Genomic DNA, 22,269 nt, shown 5'->3' on the forward strand with positions numbered 1-22,269 from the left:
GCGCGGGCGCTTCGCGCCCGAAATTTGTTGCGATACAACGTAACTCGCGTCTAACCCGCTTGCCGCCAATCGAAAGTTGTTGCTACGCAACATCTTTCGATTCTCGTTACAGCATTCACCCTACAGAATTCAGGAATCGAATTCTGTAGGGTGAATGCGCTGGTAAACCCCTACTTTACAGATTTCAGGATTGATGGTTACGGGATGAATTTTATTGTAGCTCTGAAACACATTGCATTGCAATGGTTTTCGATGCTGCCCGGATGAGCTGAATCCGCATCCTGGTACAGGAATTCTATACGCGCATAATCGCATAGGGAATGCGCTGGTCACGCCTCTACAGCCGCGGCAGTGCGTCCCCATCGTTGTATTTGCGCTCCCACGCGGCAATCTTCTCCCGCACGGCCTGATCGACCAGCGCGGCAAGCGATTCCGAGCCGGACTCTTCGGGGTGGCGGCGGTTCATGTACACCACGGCCTCGCGGGCGTACTCCAGCAGGGCGAGGTCGAAATTGATGCCCTGCTGCCGCTTGGTGTCGCTGTTGCGCTGGAGCGCGGGGCGGTCGTCGTCGACGGTCGGGATGGTGCGAGGGTTGCGGCGTCGGCGGTCGTTGACGGCGCGGCTCTCGCTGCCGGAGGAGATGGCGCGGGCGAGGTTGGCGCGGGTGGTGTTGGGGCGGCGTGCGGGCATGGGGCTACTTCTCCTGGGCGTGGTCGGCGAGCATCTCGGCCAGGGCGTCCTTGTACGCGCTGACGGGTCCGGTGAGAGCCGGGACGGTGCCGAAAGCGTCGATGAACACCGCGCGCATCGGATCTCGGTGCGCATGACCGGGTAGCCGAAGTCCTCGACGAGGGCCTCGCGGGCGGCGACGGATGAGTTGGTGCTGTACCAGATCCGCACGAGCAGCACGGAGGCGACGACATCGCGCTGGCGCTCGACCTTGGCGGTGACCTCGAACGTGGCGCCGATCTCGGCGAGGTCGATACCGCTGCTGGAGGTGGGCACGAGCAGATGCCCGGTCGCCATCAGCGCGGCTTCGAGGGTCTCGGCTTCGGGCGTGGTGGCGGCGCGGGCGGTGTGGGTCCGGCTCGGTGGCACGTCGACGATGATCGCGTCGTAGTCGCTACGGACGGCCTCGATTTGGCGCTGGAGGGTCCTGTGGTTGATCCACGAGACGACGGTGACCTGATCCTGGGGCCAGTCGGCACCGGCGATCTCAGCCCATTTGAGGGCGGAGCGCTGGGGGTCGGTGTCGATGAGCAGCACCCGCCGGCCACTGTCGGCCAGGGCGAGCGAGAGCATGATGGCGGTGGTGGTCTTGCCGACCCCGCCTTTGAGGTTGCCGATGGTGATCGCGGTCATGGCTCGACTCTCGCTCGACTATGCGCGTTTACACGTTTAAGCCTTGAGAATATCGTGCCGACCTGCCGAATCCGGTGCGCTGGAGCGGCGGACATGGCGAATCCGGTGCGGCCAGAAGGGGGATGACCAGCAACACCCGGATTCGGTTGCCCATTATTGCCTACCGGCGCGGACACCGTGTCGTCCAATACGGGCCGGCGGGGGCGTATAGGCCGGGTGCCCCCGTATATGGACCACGGCCTATACGGGCGGATATACGGCTATACGCCCCACCAAATTTGGCCAAGATCAATGGTGCAAATGGTGTATCGAATCGTGTCGGATCTCTGGCGGATTCCCGCTGGGGTGGGGGTCCCCTGAGGGGGTGCTCTTCAGGGGGGTAGGAGGGGGGGGTGTCTATACGGGTGTGCCGGTCCGTATAGCGCGGTCCTGATCCGTATAGCGCGGTCTCTATACGTATATCGGCGCGGCGTATACGCCCCCGCCACCCCGACCAAGATTGATGGTGCAAAAGGTGTGTGCAGGGTGTGTGTTCGCTTGTGGCGGTGTTTGCGGCTATGTGGGTGGTATACGGGTTGGGTCGTGGTGGATATGCGGTCTGGTTCTGGTGGTTATGCGGGTTTTGGTGGGGTGGTGAATCGGTGTGGGATTGCTGTGGAATCTCTGTTGTCGCAACACAACACCGTTTCGCGGTGTCTCACTACCCGCGAAACGGTGTTGAGCTGCACGGTCGCGTTGGGCCCAGAACCGCGGCCCGGTACGCGATTTGATGGTTATGCGCCGAATCCGATGTGGTCGACCACGTTGTAGGCGTTCCAGTCGGTTCCGAGGGTGTCGGCCGCGAGGACGTGCCAGGTGTCGTTCATGCCGTCGATATCGCCTGCGGCCCACTGGCCGACCAGCCGCCCCCAATCGGCCGGCCGGACATTCACCCGCCCGTATCCTGTAGGTCCCGCTGCTGTTCGGGCGGGGACGGCGGTTTGGTCGACGGGGTGGAGATCGATCCGGGTTGCCAGAGCCCGTTGTTGTCCGAGCCGCATGCGCAGCGAGGCGGCCATGTTCCGGTTGTGCAGGTCGGTGTAGGCGCCGCCCGATACCGTGCCAGGTTGGCCGCGTCGGTGTCCGCTCCTCGGCCAGCCACGCCATCATCGTGCGGGCGGTGACATCGATCCCGGCCGGCGTTCATGGCGTCATATCCTGGCCGGACGATTGGTCAGGACCGCAGCCGGGCGGCCAAGCCGCGATCGGTATTGTGATCGGCGACTTGGACCCCCTCGGCCAGTTCGGTGAGCCGGTCGGCGATGGCCTTGCCGCCGGGGATGCCGACTCTCCGGACCCGCCGGTGATTTTCCCCGCCCAATCCCGATCCACCGACCCGATCCGGACGGTAGGTGTCGCCTTAGGGCTTCATCAGGCCCAGGCCCCGGGCCCTCCTGCCAGACCCTGACGCCAATCACCGGGCGACGTGCAGCTCGTCGACACCGGTGAGGCGTGCACCCACAGCCTAGGCGTATGGGCCTTGTGCGCGCGCGCACAGGTAGGCGTGGGCCTGTGCCTCGATGATCTCGCCGACCAGTCGGTGCGCTCCATAACGTGGTTTACCTCCTCGCCTTGGCCATCGTGGAACGAACTTCGAATACAATGCCTTGAAGGTAGTCCAGGCCACCTCCGTCACCGTGTTTCGATGGCCTCGGCGCGGGCATCGCGCAAGCGGCCTCCTTGAGGGGCCGCAGCAGGGCCTCGCTCGACACCGCTGGTCCAAGACTGGTGAAAGACGGGCCAGGCACGGGGTGCCGTAGCGTTCGGTGGACAGAATCGGTCAGACAGCTTGCAGCGTCGGCGGGTCCACCTCACAACCCAGCCCTGGCATTCGCGAGATCCCAGCGGGTTGGGAACCCGTCGTGGTCCCAGGACCGGGGGTGATCTCGTAAGCCCCGAGCGTTTTTCGTCGAACTCGCCGCTAGAAATCGGATTGTTGAAGCGCCCCGATCGGCAGGTGGGTCGTCATCGCGGACAGATAGGCGGCGTTGACGTCCAACGGCTGGATCTCGGCATCGGCCGGAGTGCGGGGGTTGGTCCACTTCGGCCGCGCCTCCCAGATGGCGTTGGCGGCACCCTTGGCAGGCTTCCGCAGGATCTCCGGCTCGGCCGGGTGGGCGGTGTGGTCGTAGCGGGCACCGGCGCGGGTGGCGTCGAACAGTTCCATCGCGTCCGGGATCGCCCGCGCTGACCAATGCCTGAGTCGCTGCGGTCCGGTCCCCGCCGGCCTCGGTCAGCGCGGCGGCCACCCGTCGGCGTGAACGTACCACCGTTTTTTGCATGGGGGACTGTTTTTTACAGGGGCCACAGGGGCCACAGGGGCCAGGCGGGATTCGTGCTGGTCAGAAGCCTGAAATCCGGCCCCTGTGGTGGCCCCTGTCGCCGAATCTGAAAGGGGCCGCTCAGGGGCCACCCCGTTTTCGAGCACAGAAACGCCGATATGAAGCCGCCGGGGCCTGGTGCTTCCGATCCGAGTTTTGAGAGTCCGATGCAGCTGCCCCGCTTCGAGCTTGCTCTGGATCACTCGGCCTCGCCGAGTCGGTCATTGAGCGCCCGGTCGTCGAGTCCGAGAGTTTCGGCGCCGGCCATCTTGTTCAGCAGCTCGTGTGTGGCCTTGGGGATGAGGTACAGCGTGCGCCCGTCGTCGAGAGGTTGCCGAGCATGAGCCACGCGGACCTGGTCGACCCCGTTGGCCACGCCGAATCCGCCGCCTCCGCCGACTGCCTCCCATCCCCAGCTGGTCGCGTTCTCGGGAGCGCCCCCGTCCATGGAATCCAGATGAGCTTGTTTGGAGTCGAAATGCTTCGCGCAGCAAGCTCCACCCATCGGGTCACGGGGTCGATCTCGACCCGTCCGGCGCTGGCCGCAGTGTCGACAGCGACCACCGAGGCGTAGGCCTGCTGGTACATGGCTTCGGCGTTTTCGGTGGTACAGCGCCGGTGGACCAGGCGTAGGTCAGCAGGGTTTCGGCGGTCAGCAGCAGGTGTGCGAGGTGGCTCGCGGATCGGCCGCACCCGGAGGCGACGAGTTCGCTGCGGATCTCGGCCCAGCGTTTGCGCTGTTCGGAATCCTCGCCCGCTTCGTGCCGGGCGGCCAGGTAGCGAATGAACCCGGCCATCGCTGTCGCGTAGACGCCGGTTTCGGCCTTGGCGCGATCTCGTTGAGCTGGGTTTTGTCGACCAGTCCTTTGCTCAGGGCCACGATGAAACTGCGGTTTTCGGCGGAGGGCACCTTGAATCGCAGTTCCGCGGTAACGAGGGCGAATCCACGCGGCGGCCGGTCCTTGCGGTCCCCGCCGCTGCGGGATCCTCGGCCGCGTGCCGAGCCGTTGGCCGCGGACCGGGCCAGGTACTCGAACCGGTCGACGATTTCGGTCTGCTCGCGTCGTTCGAGGCAGGGTGGGCGTCGTCGATGACCTGGAGCGCGTTTTCGCGCCGTGGGCGTAGGTCTCCAGGGACACCCGGGTAGAGCTGAAGTTCTGCGGGAAACGGGTCCAGCAATGACCGGGGGCTGTAGTGGGAAAGCCCGATGCCGGCCAGCACCGACTTGCAGGTGTCGGACGGGCCGTAGAGGACACCGAGGAAATCCGGCCGTGGCGCGCACAGCTCCATCGGCGGCAGGTAGGTCATCAGCAGCAGCGGCCACATGACCTCGGCCGGTGCGAGGTTCAGCAGGTCGAGCGAGGCCCGCAGAGCGTCGCGCTCCTGGTCCTGATCCGGGGGTGCGGGCAGTGCGTACGTGCCGATGCGGGGGCCGAGTTCGATCGCCGGACCGGGCACCGCGCCGTCGGCCCCGATGCAGGCTCCTGCGGTGAGGTAGACCGGGCGTCCGTCGATCTCGATCCATCCGGTGTGGCGGTGCAGGGGGATGGTCGGGTGGTCTTCGGCCAGGCGGAGCACGGCGTCGGCGAGCACGTTGACCATGCCCCGGGAGCCGTGCCCGGATACCGAGAAGTTGGCCCACACGTCGCCGGTCAGCAGCTGGCGGTGGGTGACCCGGGACTCTTCGCCATTGACGGCGATGGTGTAGAGCTTGCGGTCTTGCAGGTCGTCCTCGTCGAGGTCGACTGTCACGTCGATAACGTCCGGGACGAACGGGAGTACGGCCCGTCGGACGGTTTCGCCGTCTTTGTTCTGGCTGGTCTTGGCGATCACGCCGGATTTCCGGTTGAGTCTGTACCGGTTCCCGCCCGAGAAAAACGTGAGGTCATCGGACTCTGTGCCGATGACAGGAGTGGCCCGCCTGTCGTCGAGCTGAACCACGTTGGCGGTGGATTCGGTTGTCCTGCGGGTGCTCATCTACCCCTCATGGAGTTCAGGGGCGGAGCCTCGCGAATTCGAGTGCGTGTGTCGGGTTCGACTACTGTCAGATCCCTGCTGTACTCTCAATCACGAGGCTCCGCCCTTACTTGGACCCCTGCCCCCTCATCCGGCTACCAACCGGAATCACATGAGGGGGCAGAGGTGTTTCTGGGGAACACTCTGCCCGTCGCGGCCTCGAATTGGCTGGACCGACACGGACTTTCACCTGATCAGATCCAGCGGCCGGGCACGTGTTCGCCGGTGGCGGCGATCTCGGCAAGGTCGCGGCCGTCAATCTCCACACAGACCTGGCAGAACGGCGTGTGCGGGTACGGCGCTGGGTCGGGCCGGTCGGGATCTCCCTCCAGCAGCTCGCCGCACAGGGCGCGCGGTGCCCGCCGGAACCGGGACGGCACAAGCCAATACAGGCGCTCGATCACGAACCCCTCCCAGAAGCCTTCAACGATGTGCAGCACTTCCGGCTCATCGGCGGCCGGGGCCGAGATCTCGGCGGGCTGGTAGTTGGTGGCGTTCATGCGGCCGGGGCCTGCTGGCTGCGGGTGATGCGCTTGACCGAGACCTGCGCGAACCGCAGCGAGGCGGCCACCTCCTCGGCATCGAGTTCGTAGATCGAGTGTTTCTGCTGCTGCTCGTCCTCCCAATTGCGCTGTGTCAGAGTGCCGCTCACCGTGACGCGGGTGCCCTTGTCAGCCGCGATTCGCCGATGTTCTCGGCGAGATCTCGCCAGGCCCTGCACCGCATGAACAGAGCCTGTCCGTCCTCCCAGGCGTTTGTCTGCTTGTTCCACACACGCGGTGTGGATGCGACGGTGAAATTGACGACCGCGACCCCATTCGGGGTGAACTTCAGCTCGACGTCGGCGGTCAGGTTGCCGGTGATGCTCATCGGGACTTTGCCGTTCATGGTTCCTTGAATCTCCTTGTGTCGGTTGATATCTGCTATGCGACCTCGGCCCATCCGGGGCCGGGGTCGCCGATCTCGTCGAATTCGGCGCGATCGAAACCACGCCGCTCGGCCGCGCGCAGCTGCAACTCGCGGGTTGCCTTGGCGCACGCGGCGATCTGGGCCGGGGTGGCCGGCCTTTTCGGCGCGGCGAGGTTGATGTCGTACAGCGCCGCCAAGGCCTCGACGCCGCCGAAGTGGAACGGCACATATCCCGCGGGCTCCTGGCCGTTGGGCCGCAATCCGAGCGCGGCCAGCTGGCGGCGGGTCTTGAGGTGCCGTGGGGCGCAGAACCGCGGATACAGCGGAGGTACCGCGTTCATCGGTGGCCCCACTCGGTGACGGCGTACATGACTTCGGCCAGAGATCCGCTGTGCCGGTAGAGGTTGCGGCCCGCCTGGTGGATGCTCACCCGCACGGTTCGAAGATCCGGGCCGAGCCCAGCGCGGAGAGCTGTTCGACGGCCTGCAGGGCGATCTGCCCGCGATCGGTGGTCCGGTATCGACCAGGACGAGAACGCGGTGCGGGTCGTTTCGGTCACGGTGTCCCCTTCATGTATGATGCGAAGGAAGGCCCCTGCCAGGTAGGAACTGGCAGGGGCCTTCGTCTTTCAGGCGGCGGAACGCGCGGGGCCGACCGGTCGCGCGTCGATCAGCCGCGCCAATTCCTTACGAGCGGTCCGCGACACCGGGCACGTGTGCTTGCCGTGCATGGTCAGCACCTCGCGCGCCTGGCTCGCGGTGAGCGGCTTGGCATCGGCGCAGTCCACGGCGAGGCACCATGTCGTCGGTGATCGGGTGAAAGCTCAACGCGCGCTCTGCTTTTACGGGTGAGCAGGTAAGGGATGGTCATTGATTTCTCCGTTCTCTCCGCAGTCTGTATGACTGCATGCATTCATGATATCATGGCTGCATACGATCCACTAGGAGGACGGAATGTTCAATGCGAAACCCCACGTCAGAACGGCTATCAAGATTGCATGCGACCATGGTGTCTATGACCACTCCGCAGTCGCCCCGCAACAAATGGGCTCCCCGAACCGTTCGGCTGGACGATCAGTCCTGGAAGGACGCTCGCGTGAAGCTGGCGACCGACGAGGAGTCCTGGCAGGGCGTTATGGAGACACTGGCGCGCGGCTGGCTGGCAGGAGTGATCGACGTGGATTCCGTGCGCAAGAAGCTCCAGAAGGCGGAAGAAGCCACTTCGGAGTAGCGCCTCAGCGCCGTTCTGCGGCGTCGGCACCCCAGATCCGCGCCGATGTGCTGGGGGTGGCCCGATGAGCCGCCGACAGGAGCCCTGGACGGGCAAGGACACTGCTCAGTGCTTCGGGATGCTGGCGTTGATGGCCGGCGGATTGACCGCGTGCACGGGGCATTTGTCGATCGACGATATGCGCGCTTACACGCATACCGTGGGTGAGCTGGCGTCGGAGTGGGCGTTGCCGGTGCTGGCCGGTGCTGGTGGCACTGTGCTCGCGGTCGGTGTGCTGCTGGTGGTGTTGCGGCATCTGCGCGGTGCGCTGGTGGCGATGATGCGCACGGTCTGGCTGTACAAGCGGCGCTGGGCGGCGGTGCTGGCCGATCTCGAACTCACCGTGACCAGCCCGTCGGGTACCAAGGTGCCGCGGCTGCGGTCGGTGGTGCGCTTCGGTGATCAGGACGTGGTGACCGTGCAGATGGCGCGGGGACAGTCCGCGACGCTGTGGCACGAGAAGTCCGCGGCTTTGGCCTATGAGTTCGGCGCGGTCTCGGCGCAGGTGCGCCTGGGTGCCCAGCCGCATCGCGAGGTCGAGATCGTGTTCACCCGCAGCGCCCCGCGCGCACCGCGGCGTGAGCAGCTGGCGCTGCCCGCGCCCAAGGTGCACCCGATCCCGCTCACGTTGCCTGCTCAGCCGCAGGTTTTGCCCGCTCATCCGCAGTACCGGCCCAAGGGCGCGCCGGGAATGGCGGTGCGGGTCACAGGTATTCGTTTGCAAATCGTGTGGGCGATCGCAAGGCCCCACGGTCAGAATGCAGGTAGATGGTCCCGGATTTCTCGCAAGAACTTCGGGGTGCGTGGGGAATTGAGGTGGAACAGCGCATGGGCGACAGCAGTCTGATCGGGCTGGGTCTGATCGCAGGGACGGGTGTGCTGACCTTCGGTTCGATGGTCGCCTACTTCACCGCCGAAGGGATGGGCGCGCCGGGCTGGACCGGCCCGGCCGGGCTGGTCGTGATGACCGGAGGGGTCGCCGGAACTGTCGTCGCGGCCAAGGTGGGCCGTACCCGTGCCGAGCGCCGCGCCATCGAGCGCCAGCGTGCGGAATGGGAGCAGTTCACCTGCTGGTTCCACCCCCGTTTGGCTACGGCGCTGTACCGGATGCACGACCCGTTCGCGGCGATGTTGTGCTGGACCGGGGAGCAGGTGCGCCTGGGGCGTCCGCAGAACCCGATGACCGGCGATCCCGGAGAGTGGCCGTACCCGTTCCCGTTCTGGCGGGACGAGGATCTGCCACCCGGGGTGACGCTGACCAACGAGGGCCTGTGGTTGCAGCTGCCGGACGGGTCGGTTCTGCCGAACCACGGGATCGTGCCGACGCAGGCCGGTGCCCGGGTCCAGCTGCAGATGCCCGACGGTGGATGGTCCGAGCGTGAATTCGCCGCGCGGCTGCCCAACATCGCGTCGAGCCTGGATGTTCCGGCGGTGCAGATCGTCGCCTCCGACGGTCGGCGCCTGGTGCTGGATCTGCGGGTGGTCAATCCGCTGGCCGGGGTGGTGCGGTATCCGGGTCCGGAACCGGCGCAGACGGTCGAGGAGCTGGTCGCGCTGCTGGATGGCGTGCGGGTCGGCATGCTCGACGACGGCGGCGAGAACCGGCTGCGGGTGCGCGGCAATCACATGCTGTTCTCCGGTTTGACCGGCTCGGGCAAATCCGGTGCGGTGCAGTCGTTGTTGTGCGGGCTGGCTCCGCTGATTCCCGCGGGCATCCTGGAGGTCCACATGGTGGACCTGAAACGGATGGAGATGGCCGCCGGGGCACGGCTGTACGAGACGTGGTCGAAGACTCCGGCCGAAGCACTGGTCGCTATCCAGCGGGTGGTCAACGTGCTGGGCGAACGCCGTGACACCTACGCCGAGCATGCCGAGCGCACCGGCGAACCGGTCCGCAAGCACATCCCGAAACCCGGGGACCCTCATCTGATGCTGGTCATCGAAGAGGCGATGGCATTGCTGAAGATCCCCGACAAGCAGCAGATCACCCTCACGCTGCCGATCCGCGGCGACGACGGCGTGGTCCGCGACACCCTGGTCAAAGGCAAGATCATCGAGCTGGCCACCTCGATGCTGATCGAGCTGCTGACCCAGGCCCGCGCGGTGGGAATCACGGTCGTCCTCACCACCCAGAACGCCGCCAAGGAGGTCCTGGAGCTGCTGCGGGATCTGGTGTCGCTGGTGATCGGTCTGCGGCAGGCCGGTCCGCAGCAGGAGCAGATGACCTTCGGGCACGGTGCGCGTGAGCGTGGTGTGCGGGCGGTCGAGATCACCGCCGAGGAGGTCGGCACCGCGTTCATGCTGTGCGAGACCGGCGGGCCTGCCCAGCGGTCCCGGTTCTATCAGGTCGAAGACATCGACATCACGCAGACGGTACGGATCTTCGGCCGTCCGCCCGGTGTGCCGTCACGGACCGAACTGGCCGCGCAAGCCGCGGCGACGGGGAAGGCCGTGGAGAAGGTGCCGGCCGAATCGGCTCCGGCCCACACCAGCGACAACGTGGTCGCCTTTCCCCCGCACGACGAGCAGGCCGACGACGGCGTGCCCCGCTGCCTGTACTGCGGCAAGGAAATCGAGCTGATTGCCGGCGGCGGCCGTCCGCCGAAGTTCTGCCGCAACAGCGATCACCGCCAGAAGTACCACCGGACATGAAGCGCCAGGAGAAGAAGACCAGCTGACCTTGGCGGGCAGCGACCCTCCGGCGCCCGCCCCTCACCCGATCTATACGCGCGTACGCGCATTGGAAATGGAGCACACGACATGACCACCACCACCGACACCGTTATCGTCCCTCCCATGTACGAGACCACCGGCGTCGCCCTGTGGACCCCCAACGGTCCCCGGATCATCCACACCGCAGACGACACCGGCCCCCGGTCCGCCCTCACCCGCTCCCACACTCCCGCTGTGGGATCACACGCCGAGCCGGAACAGTCACACGGGGGATCGCACACCCGTCCCACACCTGTCACACGGTCCTTTCCCCCAGTCACACAGGGGATCACACACCGTCCCACACCCGTTCCCACAGGTCACACGGGTGATCCCACACCGTCACACACCCAGTCCCACACCGTCACCCGTGGGACAGCTCCTGTCCCCCGTGTGACTGGGAACCCGTCACACACCGGCCCCCACACGTCCCCCGTGGGACAGGAGCTGTCCCACACCAGCACTGGGAAGTCCTCCGTGGGACTGGAGTTGTCCCACACCAGCACTGGGAAGTCGGCTGTGGGAGTCGACACCGATCAGGCCGCATCCCCCGTGGGAGCCCCCAAGGGCACCCACGACGACGACACGGAGGGAACCGTTCCCATGCACATCGCCGAAGTCCATCGCACACAGGTGGCCGAGCTTCCCACCAAGGCCGACAAGATCCGCCACATCTGCGCGATCCTCGGTAACCCCACGACCGGTGAAGTGCAGGCGTGGGCGCAAGCGTGTGAGATCAAGGCGACCCCGAAATACGTCTCCCGCCTCGTCAGCGAGTGGCGGGCCAAGCACGGCCTGGAGACCACCGGCGAGTTCCAGATCGTGACCGACGCCGATCTCGCCGCACTCAGCAACCAGGACGCCTCGGAGGACGACGAGGACGACGAGGAGACCGAGGACAACGGACCGGCCGCCGCCGCGCTGGACCCGGAGTTGGCGACCCGGGTACGCCAGGCACAGGCCCGGCTCCCGTTGCAGGCCGATCCCGCGCTCTACACCGCCCTGTCGGACGAGGAGATGAAGGCCGAACGCGAACTCGCCGAAAAGGAGCGCGAGACCGACCGCGAGATCCGCCGGCGCCGCATGGCCGCGGATCTGGCCCGCGCCAAGCGCGACCAGGCCACGGCGGAGGCGATCTCCAAGAGCGAGGCATCTGATGCCCGCTGGCTGGAGCGCGCACGGTCGAAGAAGCGCCGCCTGACCTCCGACGACGCCAAGCTCGCTCAGCTGACCCGCAATTCGGAGTGGTCGGCGCGGGCCTTGGTTGCGGCCGTCGCGCTCGGTATGGCGTGGTCGGCGGTCAACGCCCAGCACAACCTGGTGCCCTCCGGGGACAAGGGAGATCCGCTGTTCTGGCTGTCCTACGGCGTGGAGGCGATGATCTCGCTGCCGCTGATCGTCATCATGGTCGCGGCCACCTCGGCGACCCGCTGGGGCCGCAAGATGTCGGGGGACCAGAAGAAGAAGGTGGTGGCCGTCGAGCTGGCGCTGCTGACGACCACGCTCGCGCTCAACGTCGGCCCGCACCTGTTCCCTGCCGACGGCCAGTCGATCAACCCGGGTGAGGTGTTCAAGTTCGGTATCGCCCCGGTGATGGTCGGTGTGCTGTTGCAGGTCCACACCTGGGCCTCGGATCACTACGCCGGTCTGCTGCTCAGCGTCGGCAGCGACCGGGCGGAGAGCGACCGATGAGCGCCTTGACCGATGGCGACTGACCTGCTGGCAGCAAAGAACCCCGCCGGACCAATCCGGCGGGGTTCTTTACGCGCTTACGCCCTTACACGCATAGCGTCCCTGTTTCTGCTGGTCAGCGCGTCCCCTTTCGCCTGGCCCGCTGGGGTGCCGGGCTGTAGGCGGCGTGATAGTACACGTAGTCGTTGTCGTAGCGCTGGCGATCCCGCGCGATCCGGCCCGCCTCCGAGTGCGCGACCGCACCGCCGCCGGCCGCCAGCAGCGCGAGCGCGATCACGCCACCCCAGCCGAACGCGCAGTAGGCGACCAGGCACAGAAACCCGGCACCGAGCGCGGCGAACACGACGACCGTGGGAGCGATGCCGCGGCGCTGGCGGCTCATCGCGCGACCTCCCCGGAGATCACCGTGACCGTTCCGTCCTCGGCGACCTGGATCTGACCGGCGTCGCGCAGCCAATCCAGCGTCACCACCGCGGCGGTATTGGCCTTCGCGTTCGACTGGTGCCACACGCCCTCGACGAGCGTCACCGATCCGGCCGCGACCCGCTTCAACATCGCGGCCTGGGCGCCGGGCTCCGGAACCGCGGGCACCGCGGCCACCCGGGGCGCGGGCTCCGGCGCCTTGATCGTCTGGGCGAACGTCTGCATCAGCTCGCGGAATTCCTCCCGCTCGGTCCGGCGCACCTCCTCGATCTCGGCGCGGTGCGCGATCTTCAACGCGGCGATCTCGCGTTCCAGCTCCTCGATCCGGGCCTGGGCCGAGCGCAGCTGTCCCTCGGTCTTGAGCCGGGAATCGCGCGCCTCGCGGATCTCGGTCTCGGCGCGCTCGCGGGCGGCCTGGGCCTCGGCGCGATCGGTGGCCAGGGCCTCGCGCTCGGCGGTGACCTCGGCGGCCAGCTCCTCCCGCTTCGCGACCTCTTCGGCGATGCGGGCCTCACGTTCGGCGGTGGCCCGCTCGATCTCCTCGCGGACCCGGGCGACGTGATGCGGCAGACCAGTGAGCAGCGCGGCCAGCGCGGCGATCGCGGAATCGGCCGACTCCTCCGGCTCGGCGGTCGCCGGTTCGGCCGGCGCCGGGACCGGAGCGGGCTGCTGCTCCTCGGCCGCCGCCGCGTTGCGCCGGGTGATGCCGCGGCGTGCGGCCTCCTCCTCGGCGAGCCGCGCGGCGTCACCGGTGGACATGTTGGCCTTCTTGCGCGGGTATCCGGCGAGGTCGGACCGGTGGCCCGGGTTGCCTTCGGTGCCGTTCTGGGCCTGCCACTGGGCCTGCCCATCTTGGCCGCAGTATTTGGGCAGAGCGCCCTTGCCGTGTGAGGCGTAGACGGTGTTGCCGCAGATCTTGCCCGGCCCCATCGGGAACCGGCACACCCCGCACGGCTCGCCGGGTTCGAAGATCTCGTGATCGGCGGCGGCCGGAGTGGTCTCGGCGCCGGAATCGGTTGCGGTGTCGGTCTTTTCGTTGCGGTTCGCAATCGGCATGGTAGTGACTCCCCTCGCTCGGCCGGGTGACTCTCACCCTGTAACCCTGTACCACTATGGTAGTACAGAATTACAGAAAAGACAACAGGATAGGAGAAACCTGGTGCAGATAATGGCATCCTGAAACGTGACACGCCACAGGATGCGAAGCGCGTACGAAACGTTCTCGCAGGTCACACGGCATCCACTACAGAATTACAAGAAAGTTCGTCCAAGATGTTGCGCATCCTGGAACGTGTCTGCTAAACTGGAGACATGAACGAGGGAGAGAGCCAGCGAGCCGGAGCGAAAGCCCCAGGTGAAACCCAGAAAGTGGGGGGAAGTCAGAGAATGCCCCAGTTACAGGGTACAGATTACAGTATGGTTACAATGTTTGTAAACGTAACGTTACAGGTTACCGGAATCTGATTCCGGTAACCTGTAACGTTACGTTTACAAACATTGTAACCATACTGTAATCTGTACCCTGTAACTGGGCATTCTCTGACTTCCCCCCACTTTCTGGTTTCACCTGGCTTTCGCTCCGCTCGCTGGCTCTCTCCCTCGTTCATGTCTCCAGTTTAGCAGACACGTTCCAGGATGCGCAACATCTTGGACGAACTTTCTTGTAATTCTGTAGTGGATGCCGTGTGACCTGCGAGAACGTTTCGTACGCGCTTCGCATCCTGTGGCGTGTCACGTTTCAGGATGCCATTATCTGCACCAGGTTTCTCCTATCCTGTTGTCTTTTCTGTAATTCTGTACTACCATAGTGGTACAGGGTTACAGGGTGAGAGTCACCCGCCGAGCGAGGGAGTCACTACCATGCCGATTGCGAACCGCAACGAAAAGACCGACACCGCAACCGATTCCGGCGCCGAGACCACTCCGGCCGCCGCCGATCACGAGATCTTCGAACCCGGCGAGCCGTGCGGGTGTGCCGTTCCCGATGGGCCGGGCAAGATCTGCGGCAACACCGTCTACGCCTCACACGCAAGGCGCTCTGCCCAAATACTGCGGCCAAGATGGGCAGCCCAGTGGCAGGCCCAGAACGGCACCGAAGGCAACCCGGCCACCGTCCGACCTCGCCGGATACCCGCGCAAGAAGGCCAACATGTCCACCGGTGACGCCGCGCGGCTCGCCGAGGAGGAGCCGCACGCCGCGCATCACCCGCGCAACGCGGCGGCGGCCGAGGAGCAGCAGCCCGCTCCGTCCCGGCGCCGGCCGAACCGGCGACCGCCGAGCCGAGGAGTCGGCCGATTCCGCGATCGCCGCGCTGGCCGCGCTGCTCACTGGTCTGCCGCATCACGTCGCCCGGGTCCGCGAGGAGATCGAGCGGGCCACCGCCGAACGTGAGGCCCGCATCGCCGAAGAGGTCGCGAAGCGGGAGGAGCTGGCCGCCGAGTCACCGCCGAGCGCGAGGCCCTGGCCACCGATCGCGCCGAGCCCAGCCGCCCGCGAGCGCGCCGAGACCGAGATCCGCGAGGCGCGCGATTCCCGGCTCAAGACCGAGGACAGCTGCGCTCGGCCCAGCCCGATCGAGGAGCTGGAACGCGAGATCGCCGCGTTGAAGATCGCGCACCGCGCCGAGATCGAGAGGTGCGCCGGACCGAGCGGGAGGAATTCCGCGAGCTGATGCAGACTTCGCCCAACATCAAGGCGCCGAGCCCGCGCCCCGGTGGCCGCGTGCCCGCGGTTCCGGAGCCCGGCGCCCAGGCCGCGATGTTGAAGCGGTCGCGGCCGGATCGTGACGCTCGTCGAGGGCGTGTGGCACCAGTCGAACGCGAAGGCCAATACCGCCGCGGTGGTGACGCTGGATTGGCTGCGCGACGCCGGTCAGATCCAGGTCGCCGAGGACGGAACGGTCACGGTGATCTCCGGGAGGTCGCGCGATGAGCCGCCACGCCGCGGCATCGCTCCCACGGTCGTCGTGTTCGCCGCGCTCGGTGCCGGGTTTCTGTGCCTGTCGCCTACTGCGCGTTCGGCTGGGGTGGCGTGATCGCGCTCGCGCTGCTGGCGGCCGCGGCGGTGCGGTCGCGCACTCGAGGCGGGCCGGATCGCGCGGGATCGCCAGCGCTACGACAACGACTACGTGTACTATCACGCCGCCTACAGCCCGGCACCCCACGGCCAGCGAAAGGGACGCGCTGACCAGCAGAAACAGGGACGCTATGCGTGTAAGGGCGTAAGCGCGTAAAGAACCCCCGCCGGATTGGTCCGCGGGTTCTTTGCTGCCAGCAGGTCAGTCGCCATCGGTCAAGGCGCTCATCGGTCGCTCTCCGCCCGGTCGCTGCCGACGCTGAGCAGCAGACCGGCGTAGTGATCCAGGCCCAGTGTGACCTGCAACAGCACACCGACCATCACCGGGCGATACCGAACTTGAACACCTCACCCGGTTGATCGACTGGCCGTCGGCAGGGAACAGGTGCGGCCGACGTTGAGCGCGAGCGTGGTCGTCAGCAGCGCCAGCTCGACGGCCACCACCTTCTTCTTCTGGTCCCCCGACATCTTGCGGCCCCAGCGGTCGCCGAGTGGCCGCGACCATGATGACGATCAGCGGCAGCGAGATCATCGCCTCCACGCCGTAGGACAGCCAGAACAGCGGATCTCCCTTGTCCCCGAGGGCACCAGTTGTGCTGGCGTTGACCGCCGACCACGCCATACCGAGCGCGACGGCCGCAACCAAGGCCCGCGCCGACCACTCCGAATTGCGGTCAGCTGAGCGAGCTTGGCGTCGTCGAGGTCAGGCGGCGCTTCTTCGACCGTGCGCGCTCCAGCCAGCGGGCATCAGATGCCTCGCTCTTGGAGATCGCCTCCGCCGTGCCTGGTCGCGCTTGGCGCGGGCCAATCCGCGGCCATGCGGCGCCGCGGATCTCGCGTCGGTCTCGCGCTCCTTTTCGGCGAGTTCGCGTTCGGCCTTCATCTCCTCGTCCGACAGGGCGGTGTAGAGCGCGGGATCGGCCTGCAACGGGAGCCGGCCTGTGCCTGGCGTACCCGGTCGCCAACTCCGGTCCACGCGGCGGCGGCCGGTCCGTTGTCCTCGTCTCCTCGTCGTCCTCGTCGTCCTCCGAGCGTCCTGGTTGCTGAGTGCGGCGAGATCGGCGTCGGTCACGATCTGGAACTCGCCGGTGGTCTCCAGCCGTGCTTGGCCCGCCACTCGCTGACGAGGCGGGAGACGTATTTCGGGTCGCCTTGATCTCACACGCTTGCGCCCACGCCTGCACTTCACCGTCGTGGGTTACCGAGGATCGCGCAGATGTGGCGGATCTTGTCGGCCTTGGTGGAAGCTCGCCACCTGTGTGCGATGGACTTCGGCGATGTGCATGGGAACGGTTCCCTCCGTGTCGTCGTCGTGGGTGCCCTTGGGGGCTCCCACGGGGGATGCGCCTGATCGTGTCGACTCCCACAGCCGACTTCCCAGCTGGTGTGGGACAACTCCATCCCACGGAGGACTTCCCAGTGCTGGTGTGGGACAGCTCCCTGTCCCACGGGGGACGTGTGGGGGCCGTGTGTGACGGGTTCCCAGTCACACGGGGACAGGAAGCTCCCACGGGTGACGTGTGGGACTGGGTGTGTGACGTGTGGGATCACCCTGTGACCTGTGGAACGGTGTGGGACGTGTGTGATCCCCTGTGTGACTGGGGGAAAGGACCGTGGACAGGTGTGGGACGGGTGTGCGATCCCCCTGTGACTGTTCCGGCTCGGCTGTGATCCCACAGCGGGAGTGTGGGAGCGGGTGAGGGCGACCGGGGCCGGTGTCGTCTGCGGTGTGGATGATCCGGGGACCGTTGGGGGTCCACAGGGCGACGCCGGGTCTCGTACATGGGAGGGACGATAACGTGTCGGTGGTGGTGGTCATGTCGTGTGCTCCATTTCCAATGCGCGTACGCGCGTATAATCGGTGAGGGGCGGCGCCGGAGTCGCTGCCCGCCAAGGTCAGCTGGTCTTCTTCTCCTGGCGCTTCATGTCCCGGTGGTACTTCTGGCGGTGATCGCTGTTGCGGCAGAACTTCGGCGGACGGCCGCCGCCGCAATCAGCTCGATTTCCTTGCCGCAGTACAGCACGGGGCACGCCGTCGTCGCCTGCTCGTCGTGCGGGGAAAGGCGACCACGTTGTCGCTGGTGTGGGCCGGAGCCGATTCGGCCGGCACCTTCTCCACGGCCTTCCCCGTCGCCGCGGCTTGCGGCCAGTTCGGTCCGTGACGGCACACCGGGCGACGCCGAAGATCCGTACCGTCTGCGTGATGTCGATGTCCTTCGACCTGATAGAACCGGGACCGCTGGGCAGGCCCCGCCGTCTCGCACAGCATGAACGCGGTGCCGACCTCCTCGGCGTGATCTCGACCGCCCGCACACCACGCTCACGCGCACCGTGCCCGAAGGTCATCTGCTCCTGCTGCGACCGGCCTGCCGCAGACCGATCACCAGCGACACCAATCCCGCAGCAGCTCCAGGACCTCCTTGGCGGCGTTCTGGTGGTGAGACGACCGTGATTCCCACCGCGCGGCCTGGTCAGCAGCTCGATCAGCATCGAGGTGGCCAGCTCGATGATCTTGCCTTTGACCAGGTGTCGCGGACCACGCCGTCGTCGCCGCGGATCGGCAGCGTGAGGTGATCTGCTGCTTGTCGGGATCTTCACAATGCCATCGCCTCTTCGATGACCAGCATCAGATGAGGTCCCCGGTTTCGGGATTGCTTGCGGACCGTTCGCCGGTGCGCTCGGCATGCTCGCGTAGGTGTCACGGCGTTCGCCCAGCACGTTGACCACCCGCTGGATAGCGACCAGTGCTTCGGCCGAGTCTTCGACCACGTCTCGTACAGCCTGCCCCGCGGCCATCTCCATCCGTTTCAGTCCACCATGTGACCTCCAGGATGCCCGCGGAATCAGCGAGCCAGCCCGCACAACAACGACTGCACCGCACCGGATTTGCCCGAGCCGGTCAAACCGAGAACAGCATGTGATTGCCGCGCACCCGCAGCCGTTCTCGCCGCCGTCGTCGAGCATGCCGACCCGCACGCCATCCAGCAGCGCGACCAGCTCCTCGACCGTCTGCGCCGGTTCCGGACCCGATACCGCACCACCCCGCCAGCGGATTGACCACCCGCAGATCCAGCACCAGCGCCGACCGTCGGAGGCGACGATCTGCACCGCCGGAACATCCAGGCTCGACGCGATGTTGGCAGCCGCGCGGCGAATTCACGCTCGGACCATCCACCGTCGGCATCTGCAGCTGGACCCGGCACCGGCCTGCGTCGGCACGATCCCGTGGTTCGGCAGAACCGACCCGTCCGGCAGCTGCAACCACAGGCCCTCGTTGGTCAGCGTCACCCCGGTGGCAGATCCTCGTCCCGCCAGAACGGGAACGGGTACGGCCACTCTCCGGATCGCCGGTCATCGGTTCTGCGGACGCCCCAGGCGCACCTGCTCCCCGGTCCAGCACAACATCGCCGCGAACGGGTCGTGCATCCGGTACAGCGCCGTAGCCAAACGGGGTGGAACCAGCAGTGAACTGCTCCCATTCCGCACGCTGGCGCTCGATGGCGCGGCGCTCGCACGGGTACGGCCCACCTTGGCCGCGACGACAGTTCCGGCGACCCCTCCGTCATCACGACCACCCGCCGGCCGTCCAGCCCGCGCGCCCATCCCTTCGGCGTGAAGTAGGCGACCATCGAACCGAAGGTCAGCACACCCTCCCTGCGATCAGACCCAGCCCGATCAGACTGCTGTCGCCCATGCGCTGTTCCACCTCAATTCCCCACGCACCCCGAAGTTCTTGCGAGAAATCCGGACCATCTACCTGCATTCTGACCGTGGGCCTTGCGATCGCCCACACGATTTGCAAACGAATACCTGTGACCCGCACCGCCATTCCCGGCGCGCCCTTGGCCGGTACTGCGGATGAGCGGCAAAACCTGCGGCTGAGCAGGCAACGTGAGCGGGATCGGTGCACCTTGGCGCGGGCAGCGCCAGCTGCTCACGCCGCGGTGCGCGCGGGCGCTGCGGTGAACACGATCTCGACCTCGCGATGCGGCTGGCACCCAGCGCACCTGCGCCGAGACCGCGCCGAACTCATAGGCCAAAGCCGCGGACTTCTCGTGCCACAGCGTCGCGGACTGTCCCCGCGCCATCTGCACGGTCACCACGTCCTGATCACCGAAGCGCACCACCGACCGCAGCCGCGCACCTTGGTACCCGACGGCTGGTCACGTGAGTTCGAGATCGCCAGCACCGCCGCCCAGCGCCGCTTGTACAGCCAGACCGTGCGCATCATCGCCACCAGCGCACCGCGCAGATGCCGCAACACCACCAGCAGCACACCGACCGCGAGCACAGTGCCACCACACCGCCAGCACCGGCAACGCCCACTCCGACGCCAGCTCACCCACGGTATGCGTGTAAGCGCGCATATCGTCGATCGACAAATGCCCCGTGCACGCGGTCAATCCGCCGGCCATCAACGCCAGCATCCCGAAGCACTGAGCAGTGTCCTTGCCCGTCCAGGGCTCCTGTCGGCGGCTCATCGGGCCACCCCCAGCACATCGGCGCGGATCTGGGGTGCCGACGCCGCAGAACGGCGCTGAGGCGCTACTCCGAAGTGGCTTCTTCCGCCTTCTGGAGCTTCTTGCGCACGGAATCCACGTCGATCACTCCTGCCAGCCAGCCGCGCGCCAGTGTCTCCATAACGCCCTGCCAGGACTCCTCGTCGGTCGCCAGCTTCACGCGAGCGTCCTTCCAGGACTGATCGTCCAGCCGAACGGTTCGGGGAGCCCATTTGTTGCGGGGCGACTGCGGAGTGGTCATAGACACCATGGTCGCATGCAATCTTGATAGCCGTTCTGACGTGGGGTTTCGCATTGAACATTCCGTCCTCCTAGTGGATCGTATGCAGCCATGATATCATGAATGCATGCAGTCATACAGACTGCGGAGAGAACGGAGAAATCAATGACCATCCCTTACCTGCTCACCCGTAAAGCAGAGCGCGCGTTGAGCTTTCACCCGATCACCGACGACATGGTGCCCTCGCCGTGGGACTGCGCCGATGCCAAGCCGCTCACCGCGAGCCAGGCGCGCGAGGTGCTGACCATGCACGGCAAGCACACGTGCCCGGTGTCGCGGACCGCTCGTAAGGAATTGGCGCGGCTGATCGACGCGCCGACCGTTCGGGCCCGCGCGTTCCGCCGCTGAAAGACGAAGGCCCCTGCCAGTTTCCTACCTGGCAGGGGCCTTCCTTCGCATCATCACATGAAGGGGACACCGTGACCGAAACGACCCGCACCGACGTTCTCGTCCTGGTCGATACCGGCACCACCGATCGCGGGCAGATCGCCCTGCAGGCCGTCGAACAGCTCTCCGCGCTGGGCTCGGCCCGGATCTTCGAACCCGTGCGGGTGAGCATCCACCAGGCGGGCCGCAACCTCTACCGGCACAGCGGATCTCTGGCCGAAGTCATGTACGCCGTCACCGAGTGGGCCACCGATGAACGCGGTACCTCCGCTGTATCCGCGGTTCTGCGCCCCACGGCACCTCAAGACCCGCCGCCAGCTGGCCGCGCTCGATTGCGGCCCAACGGCCAGGAGCCCGCGGGATATGTGCCGTTCCACTTCGGCGGCGTCGAGGCCTTGGCGGCGCTGTACGACATCAACCTCGCCGCGCCGAAAAGGCCGGCCACCCCGGCCCAGATCGCCGCGTGCGCCAAGGCAACCCGCGAGTTGCAGCTGCGCGCGGCCCGAGCGGCGTGGTTTCGATCGCGCCGAATTCGACGAGATCGGCGACCCCGCCCCGATGGGCCGAGGTCGCATAGCAGATATCAACCGACACAAGAGATTCAAGGAACCATGAACGCAAAGTCCCGAGGAGCATCACCGCAACCTGACCGCCGACGTCGAGCTGAAGTTCACCCCGAATGGGGTCGGCGGTAGTCAATTTCAACGTCGCATCCACACCGCGTGGTGTGGAACATGCAGACAAACGCCTGGGAGGACGGACCAGGCTCTGTTCATGCGGTGAATGGGGCCTGGCGAGATCTCGCCGAGAACATCGGGCGAATCGCGGCTGACCAATGGCACCCGCGTCACGGAGAGCGTCACTTCTGACACAAGACGCAATTGGGAGGACGTGCAGCAAGCAGAAACACTCGATCTACGAACTCGATGCCGAGGGAGGGTGGCCGCCTTCGGCTGTCGGTTCGCGCAGGTCTCGGTCAGGCGCATCACCCGCAGCCACAGGCCTCGCGCATGAACGCCACCAACTACCAGCCGCCGAGATCTCTGGCCCGGCCGCCGTATGAGCCCGGAAGTGCATGCACATCGTTGAAGGCTTCTGGGAGGGGTTCGTGATCGAGCGCCTGTATTGGCTTGTGCCGTCCCGGTTCCGGCGGGCACCCGCGCGCCCTGTGCGCGAGCTGCTGAGGGAGATCCGACCGGCCCGACCCAGCGCCGTACCCGCACACGCCGTTCTGCCAGGTCTGTGTGGGAGATTGACGGCCG

Annotated in this window: 27 protein-coding genes; 8 read left to right on the forward strand and 19 right to left on the reverse strand. The window is 66.4% G+C overall.

The annotated features are described in order from the left end of the window. Positions 1-337 precede the first annotated feature (337 nt). The 12 genes from LKD76_RS31280 to LKD76_RS31330 form a co-directional block, all read right to left on the reverse strand. The gene (locus tag LKD76_RS31280) at positions 338-1,363 is read right to left on the reverse strand and encodes an AAA family ATPase (protein ID WP_227985538.1); all 1,026 of its coding nucleotides are present in this window, start codon (positions 1,361-1,363) and stop codon (positions 338-340) included. Between the two features lie 773 nt (positions 1,364-2,136). After that, entirely contained in the window at positions 2,137-2,295 is a 159-nt protein-coding gene (locus LKD76_RS31285; RefSeq protein WP_227985540.1) for a hypothetical protein, read from the reverse strand. A gap of 281 nt (positions 2,296-2,576) precedes the next feature. Next, entirely contained in the window at positions 2,577-2,723 is a 147-nt protein-coding gene (locus tag LKD76_RS31290) for a hypothetical protein (protein WP_227985541.1), read from the reverse strand. Positions 2,724-3,323: 600 nt separating this feature from the next. Further along, positions 3,324-3,569 carry a hypothetical protein gene (locus tag LKD76_RS31295; protein WP_227985543.1) on the reverse strand — a complete coding sequence of 82 codons (246 nt, stop codon included), beginning with the start codon at positions 3,567-3,569 and terminating at the stop codon, positions 3,324-3,326. A 353-nt stretch (positions 3,570-3,922) separates the two neighbouring features. Further along, positions 3,923-4,228: a hypothetical protein gene (locus LKD76_RS31300; protein ID WP_227985544.1), complete on the reverse strand. Its 306-nt coding sequence runs from the start codon at positions 4,226-4,228 to the stop codon at positions 3,923-3,925. A 4-nt stretch (positions 4,229-4,232) separates the two neighbouring features. Continuing rightward, a complete protein-coding gene (locus tag LKD76_RS31305) occupies positions 4,233-4,520 on the reverse strand; it encodes a hypothetical protein (RefSeq protein WP_227985546.1) in 288 nt (95 codons plus the stop codon). A gap of 73 nt (positions 4,521-4,593) precedes the next feature. Next, on the reverse strand, positions 4,594-5,700 hold the full coding sequence (locus tag LKD76_RS31310; protein WP_227985549.1) for a hypothetical protein: 1,107 nt from the start codon (positions 5,698-5,700) through the stop codon (positions 4,594-4,596). A gap of 233 nt (positions 5,701-5,933) precedes the next feature. Further along, positions 5,934-6,239 (reverse strand): hypothetical protein, encoded by a 306-nt coding sequence (locus LKD76_RS31315; RefSeq protein WP_227985550.1) that lies wholly within the window; start codon positions 6,237-6,239, stop codon positions 5,934-5,936. Continuing rightward, on the reverse strand, positions 6,236-6,391 hold the full coding sequence (locus tag LKD76_RS32035) for a single stranded DNA-binding domain-containing protein (protein WP_255662254.1): 156 nt from the start codon (positions 6,389-6,391) through the stop codon (positions 6,236-6,238). The genes LKD76_RS31315 and LKD76_RS32035 overlap by 4 nt, the downstream gene beginning before the upstream one ends. Then, a complete protein-coding gene (locus LKD76_RS32040; protein ID WP_255662255.1) occupies positions 6,388-6,627 on the reverse strand; it encodes a single-stranded DNA-binding protein in 240 nt (79 codons plus the stop codon). The genes LKD76_RS32035 and LKD76_RS32040 overlap by 4 nt, the downstream gene beginning before the upstream one ends. Positions 6,628-6,662: 35 nt before the next feature. Beyond that, positions 6,663-6,989 (reverse strand): RRQRL motif-containing zinc-binding protein, encoded by a 327-nt coding sequence (locus LKD76_RS31325; RefSeq protein ID WP_227985551.1) that lies wholly within the window; start codon positions 6,987-6,989, stop codon positions 6,663-6,665. Between the two features lie 287 nt (positions 6,990-7,276). Further along, positions 7,277-7,435, reverse strand: a complete 159-nt coding sequence (locus LKD76_RS31330; protein WP_227985552.1) for a hypothetical protein — start codon at positions 7,433-7,435, stop codon at positions 7,277-7,279. Positions 7,436-7,653: 218 nt separating this feature from the next. On the opposite strand from LKD76_RS31330, the gene LKD76_RS31335 reads away from it, so the two are divergent. The 4 genes from LKD76_RS31335 to LKD76_RS31350 all read left to right on the forward strand — a co-directional run bounded on the left by LKD76_RS31335 (position 7,654) and on the right by LKD76_RS31350 (position 12,321). Further along, complete coding sequence (locus LKD76_RS31335; protein WP_227985554.1) at positions 7,654-7,878, forward strand: hypothetical protein; 225 nt, start codon at positions 7,654-7,656, stop codon at positions 7,876-7,878. A 64-nt stretch (positions 7,879-7,942) separates the two neighbouring features. Next, positions 7,943-8,764, forward strand: coding sequence for a hypothetical protein (locus LKD76_RS31340; RefSeq protein ID WP_227985556.1), 822 nt, complete (start codon positions 7,943-7,945; stop codon positions 8,762-8,764). Continuing rightward, positions 8,746-10,569 carry an FtsK/SpoIIIE domain-containing protein gene (locus LKD76_RS31345; protein ID WP_227985558.1) on the forward strand — a complete coding sequence of 608 codons (1,824 nt, stop codon included), beginning with the start codon at positions 8,746-8,748 and terminating at the stop codon, positions 10,567-10,569. Before LKD76_RS31340 ends, LKD76_RS31345 begins: the two co-directional genes overlap by 19 nt. A gap of 579 nt (positions 10,570-11,148) precedes the next feature. Then, positions 11,149-12,321, forward strand: a complete 1,173-nt coding sequence (locus LKD76_RS31350; RefSeq protein ID WP_227985560.1) for a hypothetical protein — start codon at positions 11,149-11,151, stop codon at positions 12,319-12,321. A 115-nt stretch (positions 12,322-12,436) separates the two neighbouring features. Here LKD76_RS31350 and LKD76_RS31355 read toward each other — a convergent pair whose 3' ends face one another. Together LKD76_RS31355 and LKD76_RS31360 are read right to left on the reverse strand one after the other, a co-directional pair. Then, on the reverse strand, positions 12,437-12,703 hold the full coding sequence (locus LKD76_RS31355; protein ID WP_227985561.1) for a hypothetical protein: 267 nt from the start codon (positions 12,701-12,703) through the stop codon (positions 12,437-12,439). Next, the gene (locus LKD76_RS31360) at positions 12,700-13,800 is read right to left on the reverse strand and encodes a hypothetical protein (protein ID WP_227985563.1); all 1,101 of its coding nucleotides are present in this window, start codon (positions 13,798-13,800) and stop codon (positions 12,700-12,702) included. The genes LKD76_RS31355 and LKD76_RS31360 overlap by 4 nt, the downstream gene beginning before the upstream one ends. Positions 13,801-14,604: 804 nt before the next feature. Here LKD76_RS31360 and LKD76_RS31365 point away from each other — a divergent pair. The 3 genes from LKD76_RS31365 (at position 14,605) to LKD76_RS31375 (ending at position 15,779) form a co-directional block, all read left to right on the forward strand. Beyond that, on the forward strand, positions 14,605-14,907 hold the full coding sequence (locus tag LKD76_RS31365) for a hypothetical protein (RefSeq protein ID WP_227985565.1): 303 nt from the start codon (positions 14,605-14,607) through the stop codon (positions 14,905-14,907). After that, positions 14,904-15,416: a hypothetical protein gene (locus tag LKD76_RS31370; RefSeq protein WP_227985566.1), complete on the forward strand. Its 513-nt coding sequence runs from the start codon at positions 14,904-14,906 to the stop codon at positions 15,414-15,416. The genes LKD76_RS31365 and LKD76_RS31370 overlap by 4 nt, the downstream gene beginning before the upstream one ends. 111 nt (positions 15,417-15,527) lie before the next feature. After that, complete coding sequence (locus LKD76_RS31375; protein ID WP_227985568.1) at positions 15,528-15,779, forward strand: hypothetical protein; 252 nt, start codon at positions 15,528-15,530, stop codon at positions 15,777-15,779. Positions 15,780-17,716: 1,937 nt separating this feature from the next. Here LKD76_RS31375 and LKD76_RS31380 read toward each other — a convergent pair. The 3 genes from LKD76_RS31380 to LKD76_RS31390 all read right to left on the reverse strand — a co-directional run bounded on the left by LKD76_RS31380 (position 17,717) and on the right by LKD76_RS31390 (position 20,590). Further along, positions 17,717-18,928, reverse strand: a complete 1,212-nt coding sequence (locus LKD76_RS31380) for a hypothetical protein (protein WP_227985569.1) — start codon at positions 18,926-18,928, stop codon at positions 17,717-17,719. 988 nt (positions 18,929-19,916) lie between these two features. Next, positions 19,917-20,111 (reverse strand): hypothetical protein, encoded by a 195-nt coding sequence (locus tag LKD76_RS31385; protein ID WP_227985571.1) that lies wholly within the window; start codon positions 20,109-20,111, stop codon positions 19,917-19,919. 254 nt (positions 20,112-20,365) lie between these two features. Further along, positions 20,366-20,590 carry a hypothetical protein gene (locus tag LKD76_RS31390; RefSeq protein WP_227985554.1) on the reverse strand — a complete coding sequence of 75 codons (225 nt, stop codon included), beginning with the start codon at positions 20,588-20,590 and terminating at the stop codon, positions 20,366-20,368. Positions 20,591-20,725: 135 nt separating this feature from the next. Here LKD76_RS31390 and LKD76_RS31395 point away from each other — a divergent pair, with 135 nt between their 5' ends. Next, positions 20,726-20,968 (forward strand): hypothetical protein, encoded by a 243-nt coding sequence (locus LKD76_RS31395; RefSeq protein ID WP_227985573.1) that lies wholly within the window; start codon positions 20,726-20,728, stop codon positions 20,966-20,968. Between the two features lie 53 nt (positions 20,969-21,021). Here LKD76_RS31395 and LKD76_RS31400 read toward each other — a convergent pair whose 3' ends face one another. Together LKD76_RS31400 and LKD76_RS31405 are read right to left on the reverse strand one after the other, a co-directional pair. Next, the gene (locus LKD76_RS31400) at positions 21,022-21,210 is read right to left on the reverse strand and encodes a hypothetical protein (RefSeq protein ID WP_227985574.1); all 189 of its coding nucleotides are present in this window, start codon (positions 21,208-21,210) and stop codon (positions 21,022-21,024) included. A 211-nt stretch (positions 21,211-21,421) separates the two neighbouring features. Then, positions 21,422-21,724, reverse strand: a complete 303-nt coding sequence (locus LKD76_RS31405; RefSeq protein ID WP_227985576.1) for a hypothetical protein — start codon at positions 21,722-21,724, stop codon at positions 21,422-21,424. Positions 21,725-22,269: the final 545 nt, after the last annotated feature.

Source organism: Nocardia spumae (assembly GCF_020733635.1).
GTDB classification, from domain to species: domain Bacteria; phylum Actinomycetota; class Actinomycetes; order Mycobacteriales; family Mycobacteriaceae; genus Nocardia; species Nocardia spumae.